The organism is Sphingomonas kyeonggiensis (assembly GCF_014204495.1).
GTDB lineage: Bacteria > Pseudomonadota > Alphaproteobacteria > Sphingomonadales > Sphingomonadaceae > Sphingomonas > Sphingomonas kyeonggiensis_A.
The window spans coordinates 311,131-325,383 of sequence record NZ_JACHLN010000003.1 but is presented as its reverse complement, the minus strand read 5'-3'; the positions used below and the strand labels follow the sequence as shown (position 1 = coordinate 325,383).

Genomic DNA, 14,253 nt, shown 5'->3' with positions numbered 1-14,253 from the left:
CCGAGCCCCAGACGCCTCCAGCGCCGGCGCATAGCCTTTCTCAGCGTCTGGCAGCCACGCTGCGCGCTCTGCCCTTGCCCGCGGGAGGCTGGGGCGTGGCGATGACATTCGGTGCACTGCTCGCCGCCGGGCCGCTGCTTACCCTCGCTGGCGCCTCCATGCTCGCCCAACATGAAAGGCGTGCGACAGTGAGGCTGCAGGACCAGCTGGCCCCGCGCCTGCAGGCACAGGCGGCCGCTCGCGAGGCGCGCACCGCCCTCGCCAATGCCGCAGGCCGTGCCGCGCCGGGGCAGGTGGTCGAGCTGCTCGCCGGCGTGCTGCCGCCCGAGGCGCAGCTCACCCGGATCGAGCGCACCCGTGACGGCGGGCTCGAGTTCGATGTGGCGGGGAGCGATCCCGACGCGCTGCGCGCCGCGATCCGCCGCGCGCCCGAATTCGCTGGCATGCGCAACACCAGCCAGCGCCATGCCGATGCGGCGATGATCGTCTCGATGCGCGAGGATGCGCAGTGAAGCTGCCTCCGATCGTGATCGGCGGCCTGGCGGGCCTGGCGGTTGCGGTGCTGCTGGCCCAGGCCACCGGCACCGCCCTTGGCGATCTTGCGGCGGCCCGTGCCGAGCGCGCCAGGCTGGCCGCCGTCGCCGCGCAACCTGCCGCACCGCCGCCTTTGCTCGCTCCCGGCCTTGGCCTGCACGTCGCGGATGCCGTAGCTGGTCGCGCCGCAATCCTGCAGCGGGTCCGCGGGCTGGCGCAGTCGGGCGGGGTGCTGGTCGAGGAGGCTGGCGTCGCACCGGCGCCGGAGGGCGTGGTTGCGCTGCGTATCCGCCTGTCGGGCCCGGAGAAGGCCGTGGTTGCGCTCACGGACGCGCTGGAGCGCGGCAAACCGCTGATGCGCCTGCAGACCTGGCGGATCGAGCCGATCCCCGAGGGCGGCGGGGTTCGCCTGATCGGCGAGGTGGTCGCGGCATGGCGGTGAAGCTTCGCCCCGAATGGGCGGCGCTGGCCGCTGCCGCGGTGCTGGCGATCGGCATGCCGGCGCTACTCCTGCTTCCTGCTGCGACGGGCAAGGCGCCGAAGGTGCCGCCGGTACCTGCGTCGATCGGTGCAGGCACGATGCCGCCGCTCGCCCGCGCCTATGAGCGCCCGCTGTTCGGCACGTCCGAGCCCGCCGCGGCGCCTGTAGATGCGCCCCAGCTGGTCGGCATCGTCGGCCGGCTCAATGTCGATGCGGTCGCGCTGGTCAAGTCGAGCGACGGTTCCACGCGCACGCTGAAGGTGGGGGAAAGCGTCGACGGCTGGAGCCTCGCCAGCCTGGCGATCGATGCCGCTTTCTTCACCCGGGGCAGCGAGCGTGTCCGCGTGCCGCTGCCGATCGAGACGGGTGGGGACGAAGCGTCGGCGAAGCCGGGCCAGTAAGCTATCCCCGGTTCTTTCGGGACGCTGACACGAGCATCCGTAGGAAGGGGACATCCGGTTTGGAGCGGCAGGCATCCAGTGCCAGCTGCCAGGTTGCCTCGGCGTCGGGCTTCTGCATGAACTTCATCTGGTCGTTCGTCAGTCCGGTGAAAGAAATCAGGCGATAAAAGTCGGTCTGGCGAAACGAAATCTGCCGACTGAGCAACCAGTCGCTGTCGAGGTTGATCTGCCCGCAGGAATAGGCTGCAAGATCGAGGCTGCCGAAGTGCTGAAAGTTGACTTCCAGCGCACTTCCTTGCCCGAGACCGGCCCCGCGGCGTTGGTGAGGGTTTGCGACTCGGCGATGGTGATTGCAGCGCTATCAAGCTCAGGCGCGCCACTGCTGAGGATCACTGAGGGTGAGGTGATGTGCCCAGCAACAAGCATGCCTCTGACAAGGACCTTGCCATGATGCCCCAGCTTGCGGGATTCCTCGGGGACGGGCTGGAATGCGAGTTTGATCAGAGGTACGTCGCCGTGCGCGTCCGACGTGGACGTCTGTGCGAACGCTGCGCAAGGCACGGCAAGGAAAGCGGCGCCCAAGGCTGCCAGCTTGGTTCTCGGCATTTTATCTTCCCGCTTTGTATGCCAGCGCGACACCGCCAGTACCTCTCCCTCAATAAATCCCGTCGATCTCCACCGTCAGCCGCGGCGTCGGCGGAGCCAGCAACAGGCTGCCGCGCTTGGCGTTGGCGATCTCGTCTGCGCGCAGCCGGGCATAGCGGTCCTTCGCCGCCGCCGCGGCATCGGCGCCGTCGCGCAGGATCGTCGGCTTGAGGAAGATGAACAGGGTGCGCTTCTGGTGCTGCTCGCGTCGGCTCTTGAACAGCTCGCCGACGATCGGGATGTCGCCCAGGATCGGCACCTGCTGGCGCGTGTCGGTATAGTCGTCGGCGGTCAGGCCGCCGAGCACGATCGTCTGGCCATTGTCGGCGAGCACCGTGGTGGTGATCGCGCGGCGATTGGTGACGAGGTCCGATGCCGCGGCGGTCTGCGCGGCGGCGATCGACGAGGCTTCCTGGTTCACCTGCAGCCGGATCGTGTCGCCGGCATTGACGCGCGGCAGCACGCGCAGGGTGATGCCCACATCCTTGCGCTCGATCGTCGTATAGGGGTTCACGGTCGAGCTGTCGGTCAGGATAGAGCCGGTCAGGAACGGCACGTTCTGGCCCGAGACGAACTCGCCCGCGACGTTGTCGAGCACGGTGATCTGCGGGGTGGAGAGCAGGTTGGCGCGGGTCGAGGTACCCAGCGCCTGCACCAGGATCGAGAAGTCGTCGCCGATCGCGAAATTGGCGTTCAGGCCGTTGCCCAGCACCGATCCGGCCGGCACGCCGAGTGCCTTGAGGATCGTGCCCAGCGACGCGCCTGACTGGTCGAACGACGTGCCCACGCCCTTCACCTGGTCGAGCACCGCGCCGCTCGTGCCGATCTGCACGCCCAGCTGCTCGGCATCATCGCCGGTGATCTCGGCGATCGCGGCCTCGATCAGCACCTGCGGGCGGCGCACGTCGAGGTCGGTGATCAGCGGCTCGATCGCGGCAATCGCGGCGGGCGTGCCCCGCACCACCACGGCGTTGAGCTCGGGCGCAGGCTGCACGTTCAGGTCGGGCGTCGAGAAGCCCTTGGGCGTCGGCGTCTGCACATTCTGCATCGTCGCGCCGTTGGTCTGCGCGTTCTGCATCGCGCTGCCGATCCCGCCGCTGGTCGATGCCGAGCTGTTGGGCAGGGCGGAGATGTTCTGGTTGTTCTGGCTCAGCCGCGCGAACGGGTTCGAGCTGCCGGTCCCCAGGCTCTTCGCCACGGGATTGTCGGCGCTGTCGCCCTGGCCGAGCACGCCCCGCAGCACGTCGGTCACCGTCTCGGCATCGGCATAGTTGAGGCGGAACATCCGGGTGATCGGCGTGGCGCCGCCCGGCTGGTCGAGCGAGAGCAGCATCTTGCGGGCCTCGGCAACCGAAGCCGGGGTGCCGCGCACGATCACCGTGTTGCTGCGCCCGTCAGCGGCAACACGCGTGCCGTCGCCGAGCACTGCCTGGAGCGACTGCGCCACGTCGGTGGCGTTGCCGTTCTTCAGCGAGAAGGTGATGAAGGTCGCGCCGCTGCCGCCGTCGAGCTGGCGGGCGATCGCCTCCACCCGGCGGACATTGTCGGCATAGTCGGTGATGACCACCGCATTGGGCGTGCTCAGCGGCTCGACGCTGCCGAAGGTCGCGACCAGCGGGCGCACCACGCGGGCGACATCGGCGGCGGGCACGTTCTGCAGCCGCACCATCCGCGTCACCAGCTCCTGGCCCGAGGCGCCGCGGCTCGGGATGCCGCCGTCGCGCACCGCATTGGCTGCCGGCACGATCCGCCAGGCCCGGCCCGAGCGCACTGCCGCAAAGCCATTTGCGCGGAGAACCGACTGGTACAGCTCCCACACGCCCTGCGGCGACAGCGGGGTCGAGGAGGTGACAGTCACCGTGCCCTTCACCGCCGGATCGAGGATCAGCGTGCGCCCGGTGATGCGCGAGATCTGGTCGGATACGTCCGAGATCTCGACGCCGCGCATGTTGACCACCACGTCGCCGGTGCCGGCATCCTGCGGGGCAGGTGCCGTCTGGGCGATGGCAACCGTGTCCAGGGCGATCCCGGCGAGCGCGAGTGCGGCGATGGCGGAGCGAATCTTCACAAGGGCACTTTCTAACGGAGCGGCACGGCAAGCGTGATACGCTTCCCGTCGCGAAGGATCTGGATCTGGGCGGTGCCGTTCGCCTGGGCGGCCGCGAAGGCGCCCTGGGCTGCGGCGGGATCGGACAGCGAGGTGCCGTTGACCGACTGGATCACGTCGCCCGCCACCATGCCGGGCGGGCCGTTGTCGCCGATGCGGTACCCGCCCTGCACGGGCGACGCATCGAAGCGCTGGAGGATGCTGCCGACGCTCGCCTGGGGCGGGCCGGCGGGGGGAGGCGGGGCGCCCGGAACGGTGCGGATCGGCGGTGCCCCTGGGGGCGCGGTCACCGGATTGGCGGGGGCAGGAGCAGGCTGGCCCTGCGCCGCTGCCTGACGCTGCTCGGGCGTCAGCGTCGGATCCGGGAAGGCGAGGAACTCGTTGCGCCCGCCATTGGCCAGGATCACCCGGTCGCGCAGGATCGACTGGATCGTCGCGCCGTTGATGTTGTCGCCTACCTTATAGGCCTTTGCCGGCTGGCCGCTGATCGAGATGAACGCGCTGGAAAGCTCGCCCGGCCCCGCGGCGATCACGCCCTTGAGCTCGAGCGGCAGGCTGGTCGCCTGGCCGGCCTCGGAGACCGAGGGCTTGCCGAACGGGGCGAGCGCCACCGCCGCGCCGATATCGGGCGCCACCGCCGGGCCGCTGGCGCCCGAAGGCACGGTAATCGCGCCGGTCCCGGCATGGCCGGCGATCCGCCAGGTCAGCCCGGCCAGCGCCACCGCCACCGAGACGACCATGGCGCCGGTGAACAGGTTGAGTCCGATGCGCGCCTGGCGCGGGGTCAGGGTAAGGCCGGTCATTACAGCTTCCGTCCGTCCACGAAGCCGTCGAGCGATGCAAGCGCGCTCTTCTCCTGCCCCGCGAACACCTGGACGCGCACGCGCTGAATCTCGGGATCGTCGGTCCGCCGCCGATCCACCGAAACCCGCCATGCCTGGCCCATCATCTCCACCTGCTCGCTCCCCGGTGCACCCACTTCCAGCTCGGCGAGCCGGTTCTCGGCCACCCACATGGCCGTAGTGCGGCGCTCGATCGCCCGGGTCGAATCGATATGCGATTCGACTGTGCGCATCAGGCCGACGGTCGCGATGGCGAGCACTGCGAGCGCGACAAGGGCTTCGATCAATGAGAAGCCGGCGTCGTCATGCCCGCCGTCATCCGGCGAATAACCCGTTCGCCGGCGAAAGCCGGGGCCCTGAGTTAGGAGCGATGCGCTGCTTGGCTCTGGTCCTCGGCTTTCGCCGGGGAACAGCTTTGCGCGTTCCGCTAGGGGAGGCAGCCCAACCGTCACAGCTTCAATCCCGTCGCCGGAAACGCCCGCACGGTCATTCCGTCATAGACGACCGTCCACTTGCGCTGTCCGCTCTCGATCACTGCCTGCATCGGCTTGCCGGCGCCGTCGACGCCGAGCACCACCGGTGGCTTGACGCTCAGCGTCATCACCATGCCGCCGGGCAGCTGATGGAAGCCGAACGCCTTGTCGGTCCTGGGCACGATCCCGCCGTCGCGGTTCATCACCGCGAAGCCATAGCCGTCCTTGCGCACGGTGAAGGCGATCGTCCGGTCGCCGAGCATCGCGTCGTCCGCCGCCGACTGGAGCATCGTCGCCAGCCGCCGCGCCTCGGTCTCCACGCTCGGCGCGCGCGTCACCGATCCCATGCCGAGCGCGACCGCGCCCGCCATCACGCCGATGATGGCCAGCACCACCAGCATCTCGACGAGCGTCATGCCCGCTTCGGAGGGGCGCTCAGTGATGTCGGCCCCCCGCATGGGGATCAGCCCTTGCCTTCGATATCGGCGTCCACGCCTTCGCCGCCCACCTTGCCGTCCTTGCCGAGCGAGCGAATCGTGAAGGCCCCGCCTTCCGAGCTGTATTCGTAGGGCTTGCCCCAGGCATCGAGCGCGGGGGCGGAGAGATAGCCGCCCTGTGGGAAGGTCGCCGGGAGCGGCGGCATGGTGGTCTTCTCGACCAGCGCCTTCAGCCCCTGCTGGGTGGTGGGATAGTCGCCATTGTCGAGCCGGTACATTTTGAGCGCGCCCGAGATGGCGGCGATGTTGCTCTTGGTGGCGGTCGCCTTCGCCTCGTCCGGGCGGCCCATCACGTTCATCGCGACAAGGCCCGCCACGATCGCGATAATCACCAGCACGATCATCATTTCGATGAGCGTCAAACCGGCCTCGCTCTCGGGCACGGCGTGCTTGCGGTCCTGCACCTTAGGTGCAATGTGAGTGCGCACCTCAGGTGCGATGTCATGGAACTGTTTCAAAACTATGCGCATCCCCGCCCCATGCGTCCTGCCCATGAAGCAAATGTGACAATGAGCCCAAACGCCACGGGTGCGCCCGACCCAAATATTCCCTCCGCCGCAGGTGTGTGGACGCTGGCGGGTGACCGCCTGATCATAACCGTGCGCGATTGGCCCGCAACCATTCTCGTCCCCACCGGGCAGGTGCGCCTGCTCGCGGTGGACCTGCCATTGCCCAGCCATGCCCGCCGCGTCGCCGCGCTGCCCTTTGCGATCGAGGACCGAATCGCCGAACCGGTCGATTCGGTGCACATCGCGCTCGGCGAGCAGATCGCGCCCGGCCGCTACCTGGTCGGCATCGTTCGCCACGACGTGATGGCCCGCTGGGTCGTCCAGGCCGAGGAAGCTGGGATCGGCCATGCCGCGATGGTGCCCGACGTCCTCACCCTGCCGCGTCCAGCCGAGGGTTGGGCAGTGTCGCAGTCCGGCGGCCGCGCCGCGGTGCGCGATGCCGACGGCACCGGTTTCGAAGTGCCCGCGCCGCTGCTGCGCCCAGCCTGGGAAGCCGCGGATCGCCCGGGGGTCATCAGTTATGGCGAGCCGCTGCCCGACGATATGCAGAAGGGCTCGGCCGCGCTCGACGCCGCCGCCTTCGGCCCTGCCGCTGGTGCCGCGGTCGCCGCGCTCAACCTGCGCCAGGGCGCCTATGCGGTGCGCAAGGTCGCCGGATCGAGCCTCTGGCGGAAATTCGCCTGGGTCGCCGCGATCGGCGCCGCCGCGCATGTCGTGATCGCGTTCGGGGATGTGATAATGCTGCGCAGTATCGCCGATCGGCGTGAGGCGGAGACCCGCGCCGCAGCGCTGGTAGCGGCGCCCGGCGTAGCGCTGGGGGACGATCTCGCCAATTCGATCACCGGCCTGCTGCCCACCGGCGGCGGCCAAGTGCCGCAGCTTTTCCTGCCGCTGGTCAACCGCGTCTCGGGCGCGCTCGGGCCGCTTTCCGGCGCGCTGACCGTCCGGGCGATGACCTTCGAGGGTAGGCTGCTCACCCTCGATCTCGACGCCTCGCCCGATATCGGCCTCCAGGGGCAGATCGAGTCGGCGCTCAAGGGAGCGGGGGTAGGGGCGCAGGTCGTCCGCTCGCCCGAAGGTGCGATCCGCATTACGGCGAGTGCCGCATGAGACTGATTCTCGCCCGCATGCCGGCGCTCGACGCCGCGCTGATCCGCTTCGATGGCTGGTGGAGCGGCCGCAGCCGCCGCGAGCAGGTCATGCTCACCGGCCTCGCGCTGTTCCTCGCCGCGCTGGTGCTGATCTTCGGCATCATCAAACCGCTCCAGTCCGCCCGCGCCTCGGCGCTGCAGGATATCCGCACCTATGAGACGCTCACCGCGCGCATCCGCGCCGCGGGCACGCTCTCCTCGGGTCAACCCCAGCGCCGCCAGGGCTCGCCGGCGGATGTGATCAACGGCTCGACGAGCAGCTTCGGCCTTGCCGCCACAGTCGCGCCCGTCACCGGCGGTGCCCGCGCAACGATCGCCGATGGCAGCTATGACAGCGTCATGGCGTGGCTCGCCGATCTCTCGGCAACCTCCAGCCTGCGGATCAAGCGGGTGGACATCCAGCGCACTGCGACCCCCGGCCGGGTCAGCGCCACCGTGGACTTCGGCGCATGAACGAGATGCTGATCCTCACCGACGACGCGCCCGCCTCGCTGCCCTATAGTTTCGCGCGCCGCAACGGCGTGCTTCTGCGCATCACCGATGCCGGGCTGGAATGCGCCCACAAGGCGAGTGCCGCGCTCGACGGTCTGCTCGAAGTGCAGCGCCTCGCTCCCGCAGCGCGCTTCGTCACCTTGCCTGACGAGGCGTTCGACGCCGCGCTCAGCGCCGCCTATTCGGGCGCCGGTGCCGCCGCCGACATCGATCTCGGTGACATGGACCTTGCCGCGCTCGCCGACAGTGCCGCCTCGGTCGACGACCTGCTCGACACCCGCGACGACGCCCCCGTCATCCGCCTGATCAATGCGCTGCTGCTCGAGGCCGTGCGCGAGGGCGCGTCGGACGTGCATATCGAGACGCAGGAAAAGCGCCTCGTCGTCCGTTTCCGTATCGACGGCGTGCTGCGCGACATGATCGAGCCGCCACGCGCGCTCGCGCCGCTGCTGGTCAGCCGCATCAAGGTGATGGCCAAGCTCGACATCGCCGAGCGCCGCATCCCGCAGGACGGCCGCGTGACGCTCCGCATTGGCGGCCATGACGTGGACGCCCGCGTCTCCACCATCCCGACCCAGCATGGCGAGCGCGTGGTGATGCGTCTGCTCGAGAAGGGCTCGCTGCGCCTCGACATGGAAGTGCTCGGCATGAGCGAGCGCGACCGCAGCGTGTTCACCCGGCTGCTCGAGCGTCCGCACGGCATGCTGCTCGTCACCGGCCCCACCGGCTCGGGCAAGACGACCACGCTCTACGCCGCGCTCAACAAGCTCAACGACCGCAAGCGCAACATCATGACGGTCGAGGATCCGATCGAATATGAGCTGGCCGGCATCGGTCAGACCCAGGTCAATCCGCGCACCGACATGACCTTCGCCCGGGGGCTGCGCGCGATCCTGCGCCAGGACCCGGACGTCATCATGGTCGGCGAGATTCGCGACCAGGAGACCGCACAGGTCGCCGTCCGCTCGTCGATGACCGGCCACTTCGTGCTCTCGACGCTCCACACCAACAGTGCGGTCGGCTCGGTCACCCGCCTGATCGACATGGGCGTCGAGCGTTATCTGCTTGCCCCGATGGTCGTGGGCCTGTGCGCCCAGCGCCTCGTCCGCAAGCTCTGCCCAAGCTGCGCGAAGCCCGATGAGGCGACCGAGGCGGATTCGCTCCTGCTCGGCGGCGCCATCAAGCCGGGCAAGAAAGTCTGGCGCGCGGTCGGCTGCTCGGAGTGTCATGACGAGGGCTATCGCGGCCGCGCCGGCCTCTACGAAGTCGTCGCCGTGGACGAGAAGTTCCAGAAGCTGATCCACGACGGTGCCTCCGAGGCCGAGCTCGAAGCCCATGCCCGCAAGGAAAACCCCAGCCTGCTCGACGACGGCATCGCCAAGGTGAAGGCCGGCGTGACCACTGTCGAGGAAGTCGCCCGGGTGGTGAGGGACGAGGGCTAAGCCATGCCCGCCTACGCCTATCGCGCTGCCGACAAGGCCGGCGCCGCCAGGAAGGGCATTATCGAGGCCTCCAGCCCCTCGGCTGCCCGCGCGCTGCTGCGCGAACAGGCACTGCTGCCGCTCTCGGTCGAGGTTGCGGCAGAGAAGGGCGCCAGCCTCGGCAGCATCCAGCTGCCCCGGTTCCGCCGCGCCGGCCTGTCGTCCAAGGCGCTCGCCACGGTAACCCGCCAGATCGCCACGCTGGTCGGCTCGGACATCGCGATCGAGGAATCGCTGCGGCTTGTCGCCACCCAGTCCGAACAGGCCCCAACCAGCTCGCTCCTGCTCGATGTCCGCGCCGCGATCCTCGATGGCCGCAGCTTCGCCGCCGCGCTGGCGCAGCATCCCAAGGCGTTCCCCGAATTCTACCGCGCTTCGGTCGCGGCGGGCGAGGCCTCGGGCAAGCTGCCTGACGTGCTCAACCACCTCGCCGAATTCGTCGAGAACCGCCAGGCCAACGGCCAGAAACTCCAGCTCGCCCTGATGTACCCCGCGCTGCTGGCGCTGGTGTCGATCGGCATGATGGCGCTGTTGCTCGTCTATATCGTGCCGGACATCGTAAAGGTGTTCGTCTCGCGCGGCGCCGAACTGCCCTTCCTCACCCGGGCGTTGATCGCGGTCAGCTGGTTCCTCCAGAATTTCGGGCTCTACCTGCTGCTCGGCATTGCCGTGGCGGCGCTGGTCTTCTTCCGCTGGGCCCGCGTGCCTGCCAACCGCCTGCGCATCGATCGCTTCTTCTCGGAGAAGCGCCCGTTCCGCCGGTTCAGCCGCCAGCTCAGCGCCGCGCGCTTCGCCGGCAGCCTCGCCACGCTGGTCGGCAGCGCCGTGCCGCTGGTTGACGCGCTCCATGCCGCCGCCGCGGTCACGCCCAATCGCTGGGTCCGCGAAAAGGCGATCGGCGTCGCCACCCGGGTCCGCGAAGGCATCAGCCTACGCGCGGCGATGAGCGAGGCGGGGATCTTCCCCTCGATGCTGGTCGCGATCGTCGCCTCGGGCGAGAGCTCGGGCAAGCTCGCCCCCGCGCTCGGCCGCGCCTCGGACGAGCTGCAGCGGGAACTGGACGCGCTCGTTTCCACCCTGGTCGCGCTGGTCGAGCCGCTGGTGCTGTTGGTGATGGGCGGGCTGGTGCTGATGATGGTGCTGGCGATCCTGCTGCCGATCATCAACCTCAACAACCTGGTGGGGCTCTGAGCGTCATCCGGGCGAAAGCCGGGGCCCAGGGTTTCTCTGCCATGTCGCTTGTGGCCCTGAGCCCCGGCTTTCGCCGGGGAACAGTGAAGTCACATCTGCCCCTGCACCGTAACCCCGGCAGGCAGCCCGACGAACGGCAATACCGCCGCACCCTCCGCCGTCATCGAGATCTCCAGCGCGCCGCTCTCGCTCAGCACCGCGGTCATCAGCGTCTTCATCCGCTGGGCCGAAGGCGCCACCCGGATCGTCGTGCGATCGCCGACATGCTCGGCGGTGATCAGCAGGGCAGGGACCGCCACTGGCCCGCCGCCATTCTTCGCCCGGCAGCTGCCCGGATCGGTGGTGACCTTGCCGTTCGCCATCCGCGCGCCGCCACCGCTCGCGATCCGCTGCATCTCTACCTGCATCGTCAGGTTGCAGGTGAAGGGCAGGTTCGGCTGCAGCGCCTTGAACAGGCTGGCGTCCGCCGATCCGCTGACATGGTCGAGCACGGTCCGCCCGCCGAGATGCTGGAGCATCTGCCCGCCCAGGTCGGTATCCGGTCCCGTCGCCTTCCAGTCGGCGGCAAAGGCCAGGCTGGTCAGCGAGCGCAGCGGCGCCATGTGCCAGGCGAAGCTCGCCCCGCCGGCGATGCCCACTTCGCCGTTCCACACCGTGCCCGCCACCCCGGTGCGCCACGGTGCGTTCCGGAAGATCACGCTCGCCGGCATCGTCACCAGCAATGCCAGCAGATACGCCCCTATGCCGATCAGGGCGAAGAGGATAATAGACCGGCGTGACCCGCTTTCCCCTCCCAGAGTCGGCAATGGATCGACGGTCCCTGCTGAAGTCGCTGCAATCAGGACTGGTCGCGTCAGCGGCATCGGTCGTGCTTCCCTCTGTCGTCTTCGCAGCGGAGAAGAAGGACAAGCGCCCGATCGCCCTGCTGCTGCCGCTCACGGGGCCGCGAGCGCGGCTGGGCCTTAGCATGCGGCAGGCGGCGTTGCTCGCGGAAAACAATGCCTATGTGCAGAGCTTCGACACCGGCGGCACCGCGGCCGGCGCGGCCGCGGCGGCGGCCAAGGCGATCAAGCTCAAGCCCGCGCTGATCCTCGGCCCGCTCAGCGCGGACGAAGTCCCCGCCGTCTCCAGCACGATTGCCGGGCGCGTGCCCGTAATCGCGTTCAGCAATGACTCGGTTCTCCGCGCACCCGGCACCTGGATCTTCGGCATTACCGCCGGACAGGTGACCACCGCGATCCTGCGCTATGCCCGCACCCGCGGGGTCAAGACCGTCACGATGATCGACGACGGCTCGCCCTGGAGCGCCGCCGCCGCGCTCGCCGCCGGCAAGAGCGAGGGCGAGCTCGGCATCACCGTCACCATCCTCCAGGTGAAGCCCGGCCAGCCGCTGCCCAATCCGGGCGAGGCGCCCGACGCGGTGCTGCTCCCTGGCTCGGGCGAGACGGTCCTCGCCGCCGCCCGTGCGCTCAAGGACACCGGCATCCAGCTGCTCGGCACCTTCCAGGGGCTCGACAACCGCCCCACCGCGCTCGCCGCGCTCGAGGGTGCCTGGCTCGCCAGCCCCGATCCCAACGCCTTCGGCACCTTCGCCAGCGCCTTCCAGGCCCGCAACGGCGGCGATCCCGGCACGATCGCCGCGCTGGCCTATGACGCCGCCGGCATCGCCAACACGCTGCGCGCCGACAATCGCCTGGGCATCGAGGGGCTGATGGACGCCAAGGGCTTCCACGGCGTCACCGGCCCAGTCCGCTTCCGCACCGACGGCTCGGTCGCTCGCGACTTTGCGATCGTGGTAGCCGGCCCGACGGGCTACACCCCGGTGGCATCGAGTTCGGGTTCGTAGGATTGTCGTGGCCGGCGATGTCCTTCTCCAGCACCCCGGCGAAAGCCGGGGCCCAGGGCCGGGCGGGACCTCGCTCGTGACCCTGGATCCCGGCTTTCGCCGGGAAGCGGAGCGGGACGGAGATGCCGGCTTCACCCTGATCGAGCTGTTGATCTCGCTCGGCCTGTTCGCGCTGATCGCGGTGGCCGGGCTCGCGCTGGTTGACGGCATCATCAAGGTGCAGGGCCGCACCGAGAAGCGCCTCGATCGCCTCGCCGATCTCCAGCGCGCGATGTTCGTCGTGTCGAGCGACATCGACCAGATCTCGGTCGGCCGCGTCGAGGGCGGGGGCGAGAAGCTCAACTTCACCCGCGCCGCGCCCGGTTTCGGCGGACCGGCGGTGCCGCTGCAATATTCGGTCGCCAACGGCAATCTCGTCCGCGGCTCGGGCGCCATGGTGCAGACCGTGGTCGGCGGCGTCGCCAATGTCCGCTGGCGCTTCTTTGACGGCGCCGCCTGGAGCCCGCGCTGGCCGATGCGCGAGGAAGACAAGGATAAATGGCCCCGCGCGATCGAGATCGCCCTCCAGGCGACCGGCCCGGGCGGCACGCCGGGCGCGCTGCGCCGCGTCGTCACGCTGCCCGATCAGGCGGAGTATCCCAAGCAATGAGCCGCCGCGAAGACGAAGCCGGGATGATCCTCGTCAACGTGCTGATGTTCGTCGCGATCGCGTCCGGACTTGTGCTATTGCTAATCAATCGCGAAGAAATCGCACTCGATCGCGCCCTCCGCACCCGCGAAGCGGCCCGCGCGCTGGCCGTAGTTCGCGGCGGCGAACTCTCCGCCGTGGTCGCGCTCCGCCGCGACATGGTCGCCGCGCCGAACGAGGATAACCAGACCGAGCCCTGGGCGAAACTCTCCGAAAGCGCCGCCCCGATCGAAGGCGGCACCTTCGACCTCGCGATCGCCGATGCTGAGGGGCGCTTCAACCTCAACATGCTGCGAAACGGCGATGCCGGCGCGATCGTGCTGTTCCAGACGATCGCCAAGGATGTCGGCCTGTCGGCGGAGGATGTGGTCAAGGCGGTCACCTATGTCCGCCTCTACGGGCCGGTCACCGATATCCGCCCGCTGCGCATGGCCGGCCTCGAGCCCCAGGCGACTGCCCGGCTCGAGCGGCTGGTGACGGCGCTGCCCGGTGCCACCGCGATCAACCTCAACGCCGCCGATCCCGAGATGCTGCAGGTCCTGTTCCGCGACCCGCTCGCCGCCCAGCGCCTCGCCGAGATCCGCGCCCGCAACGGCAAGCTCACCCTCAAGGACCTGGGCGACCTCAACCTCTCGCTCCCCTGGGGCACCGGCTTCCGCTCGAACACCTTCTGGGTCCGCACCCGCGCGACGATCGGCACCACCAGCCAGCAGGCCGCGGTGCTGATCCAGCGCGTGCTGCGCCAGGACGGCAAGATCGCGGTCGGCGTGGTGGAGCGCTGGCGCGGGGCGAGCGTGCCGCCGGACGCACCGGGGTTTGTGGCGGGGCGGTAGGGACGGGTTAGTGCCGACCGGTTTGCGCCCTAATCTCGATCGTTCAGTCTAGTGCGACGCGATCCCGAAACCCGCCATTCGT

At 69.4% G+C, this 14,253-nt stretch carries 17 protein-coding genes; 10 read left to right on the top strand and 7 right to left on the bottom strand.

Annotated elements, in window-relative coordinates; translation table 11 throughout:
- Nucleotides 1-188 precede the first annotated feature (188 nt).
- From HNP52_RS15780 to HNP52_RS15770, 3 genes are read left to right on the top strand one after another with little or no spacing between them, the layout of a single operon-like run.
- Nucleotides 189-512: a hypothetical protein gene (locus tag HNP52_RS15780; protein WP_184168589.1), complete on the top strand. Its 324-nt coding sequence runs from the start codon at nucleotides 189-191 to the stop codon at nucleotides 510-512.
- Nucleotides 509-976: a GspMb/PilO family protein gene (locus HNP52_RS15775; protein ID WP_184168588.1), complete on the top strand. Its 468-nt coding sequence runs from the start codon at nucleotides 509-511 to the stop codon at nucleotides 974-976. Before HNP52_RS15780 ends, HNP52_RS15775 begins: the two co-directional genes overlap by 4 nt.
- Nucleotides 967-1,416, top strand: coding sequence for a hypothetical protein (locus HNP52_RS15770; RefSeq protein WP_184168587.1), 450 nt, complete (start codon nucleotides 967-969; stop codon nucleotides 1,414-1,416). Before HNP52_RS15775 ends, HNP52_RS15770 begins: the two co-directional genes overlap by 10 nt.
- A 156-nt stretch (nucleotides 1,417-1,572) precedes the next feature.
- Here the strand turns inward: HNP52_RS15770 and HNP52_RS15765 are convergent, their stop codons facing one another.
- The 6 genes from HNP52_RS15765 to gspG are packed head-to-tail and all read right to left on the bottom strand — an operon-like array spanning nucleotide 1,573 to nucleotide 6,384.
- Nucleotides 1,573-2,055: an energy transducer TonB gene (locus HNP52_RS15765; protein ID WP_184168586.1), complete on the bottom strand. Its 483-nt coding sequence runs from the start codon at nucleotides 2,053-2,055 to the stop codon at nucleotides 1,573-1,575.
- A 16-nt stretch (nucleotides 2,056-2,071) separates the two neighbouring features.
- A complete protein-coding gene (gene gspD, locus HNP52_RS15760; protein WP_184168585.1) occupies nucleotides 2,072-4,129 on the bottom strand; it encodes a type II secretion system secretin GspD in 2,058 nt (685 codons plus the stop codon).
- Nucleotides 4,130-4,140: 11 nt separating this feature from the next.
- Nucleotides 4,141-4,971 carry a type II secretion system protein N gene (locus HNP52_RS15755; protein ID WP_184168584.1) on the bottom strand — a complete coding sequence of 277 codons (831 nt, stop codon included), beginning with the start codon at nucleotides 4,969-4,971 and terminating at the stop codon, nucleotides 4,141-4,143.
- Complete coding sequence (gene gspI, locus HNP52_RS15750) at nucleotides 4,971-5,462, bottom strand: type II secretion system minor pseudopilin GspI (protein WP_311768490.1); 492 nt, start codon at nucleotides 5,460-5,462, stop codon at nucleotides 4,971-4,973. Before gspI ends, HNP52_RS15755 begins: the two co-directional genes overlap by 1 nt.
- Complete coding sequence (locus HNP52_RS15745; RefSeq protein ID WP_260396183.1) at nucleotides 5,459-5,941, bottom strand: prepilin-type N-terminal cleavage/methylation domain-containing protein; 483 nt, start codon at nucleotides 5,939-5,941, stop codon at nucleotides 5,459-5,461. The genes gspI and HNP52_RS15745 overlap by 4 nt, the downstream gene beginning before the upstream one ends.
- Nucleotides 5,942-5,946: 5 nt before the next feature.
- On the bottom strand, nucleotides 5,947-6,384 hold the full coding sequence (gene gspG, locus HNP52_RS15740; RefSeq protein ID WP_311768489.1) for a type II secretion system major pseudopilin GspG: 438 nt from the start codon (nucleotides 6,382-6,384) through the stop codon (nucleotides 5,947-5,949).
- A 195-nt stretch (nucleotides 6,385-6,579) separates the two neighbouring features.
- Here gspG and gspL point away from each other — a divergent pair, with 195 nt between their 5' ends.
- Genes gspL through HNP52_RS15720 form a run of 4 tightly spaced genes read left to right on the top strand, consistent with a single transcriptional unit; the run spans nucleotide 6,580 to nucleotide 10,804 of the window.
- A complete protein-coding gene (gene gspL / locus HNP52_RS15735) occupies nucleotides 6,580-7,599 on the top strand; it encodes a type II secretion system protein GspL (protein ID WP_311768488.1) in 1,020 nt (339 codons plus the stop codon).
- Nucleotides 7,596-8,093, top strand: coding sequence for a type II secretion system protein GspM (gspM, locus tag HNP52_RS15730; RefSeq protein WP_184168581.1), 498 nt, complete (start codon nucleotides 7,596-7,598; stop codon nucleotides 8,091-8,093). Before gspL ends, gspM begins: the two co-directional genes overlap by 4 nt.
- Before the next feature lie 5 nt (nucleotides 8,094-8,098).
- Nucleotides 8,099-9,574, top strand: a complete 1,476-nt coding sequence (gene gspE, locus HNP52_RS15725) for a type II secretion system ATPase GspE (protein ID WP_409372652.1) — start codon at nucleotides 8,099-8,101, stop codon at nucleotides 9,572-9,574.
- Between the two features lie 3 nt (nucleotides 9,575-9,577).
- On the top strand, nucleotides 9,578-10,804 hold the full coding sequence (locus HNP52_RS15720) for a type II secretion system F family protein (protein WP_184168579.1): 1,227 nt from the start codon (nucleotides 9,578-9,580) through the stop codon (nucleotides 10,802-10,804).
- Between the two features lie 89 nt (nucleotides 10,805-10,893).
- Here HNP52_RS15720 and gspN read toward each other — a convergent pair whose 3' ends face one another.
- Nucleotides 10,894-11,514 (bottom strand): type II secretion system protein N, encoded by a 621-nt coding sequence (gene gspN / locus HNP52_RS15715; RefSeq protein WP_260396231.1) that lies wholly within the window; start codon nucleotides 11,512-11,514, stop codon nucleotides 10,894-10,896.
- 95 nt (nucleotides 11,515-11,609) lie between these two features.
- On the opposite strand from gspN, the gene HNP52_RS15710 reads away from it, so the two are divergent.
- The 3 genes from HNP52_RS15710 to HNP52_RS15700 all read left to right on the top strand — a co-directional run bounded on the left by HNP52_RS15710 (nucleotide 11,610) and on the right by HNP52_RS15700 (nucleotide 14,171).
- Nucleotides 11,610-12,650 (top strand): penicillin-binding protein activator, encoded by a 1,041-nt coding sequence (locus HNP52_RS15710; protein WP_184168578.1) that lies wholly within the window; start codon nucleotides 11,610-11,612, stop codon nucleotides 12,648-12,650.
- Between the two features lie 76 nt (nucleotides 12,651-12,726).
- On the top strand, nucleotides 12,727-13,299 hold the full coding sequence (locus tag HNP52_RS15705; RefSeq protein ID WP_311768487.1) for a type II secretion system protein GspJ: 573 nt from the start codon (nucleotides 12,727-12,729) through the stop codon (nucleotides 13,297-13,299).
- Nucleotides 13,296-14,171, top strand: coding sequence for a general secretion pathway protein GspK (locus HNP52_RS15700; protein ID WP_184168577.1), 876 nt, complete (start codon nucleotides 13,296-13,298; stop codon nucleotides 14,169-14,171). Before HNP52_RS15705 ends, HNP52_RS15700 begins: the two co-directional genes overlap by 4 nt.
- Nucleotides 14,172-14,253: the final 82 nt, after the last annotated feature.

What these genes read in the sequence shown, in the direction of transcription:
- HNP52_RS15770 (WP_184168587.1), top strand. Translation starts at nt 967, where the DNA reads ATGGCGGTGAAGCTTCGCCCCGAATGGGCGGCGCTGGCCGCTGCCGCG.
- HNP52_RS15755 (WP_184168584.1), bottom strand. Translation starts at nt 4,971, where the DNA reads ATGACCGGCCTTACCCTGACCCCGCGCCAGGCGCGCATCGGACTCAAC.
- HNP52_RS15745 (WP_260396183.1), bottom strand. Translation starts at nt 5,941, where the DNA reads ATGCGGGGGGCCGACATCACTGAGCGCCCCTCCGAAGCGGGCATGACG.
- gspM (WP_184168581.1), top strand. Translation starts at nt 7,596, where the DNA reads ATGAGACTGATTCTCGCCCGCATGCCGGCGCTCGACGCCGCGCTGATC.
- gspE (WP_409372652.1), top strand. Translation starts at nt 8,099, where the DNA reads ATGCTGATCCTCACCGACGACGCGCCCGCCTCGCTGCCCTATAGTTTC.
- HNP52_RS15720 (WP_184168579.1), top strand. Translation starts at nt 9,578, where the DNA reads ATGCCCGCCTACGCCTATCGCGCTGCCGACAAGGCCGGCGCCGCCAGG.
- gspN (WP_260396231.1), bottom strand. Translation starts at nt 11,514, where the DNA reads ATGCCGGCGAGCGTGATCTTCCGGAACGCACCGTGGCGCACCGGGGTG.
- HNP52_RS15710 (WP_184168578.1), top strand. Translation starts at nt 11,610, where the DNA reads ATGGATCGACGGTCCCTGCTGAAGTCGCTGCAATCAGGACTGGTCGCG.
- HNP52_RS15700 (WP_184168577.1), top strand. Translation starts at nt 13,296, where the DNA reads ATGAGCCGCCGCGAAGACGAAGCCGGGATGATCCTCGTCAACGTGCTG.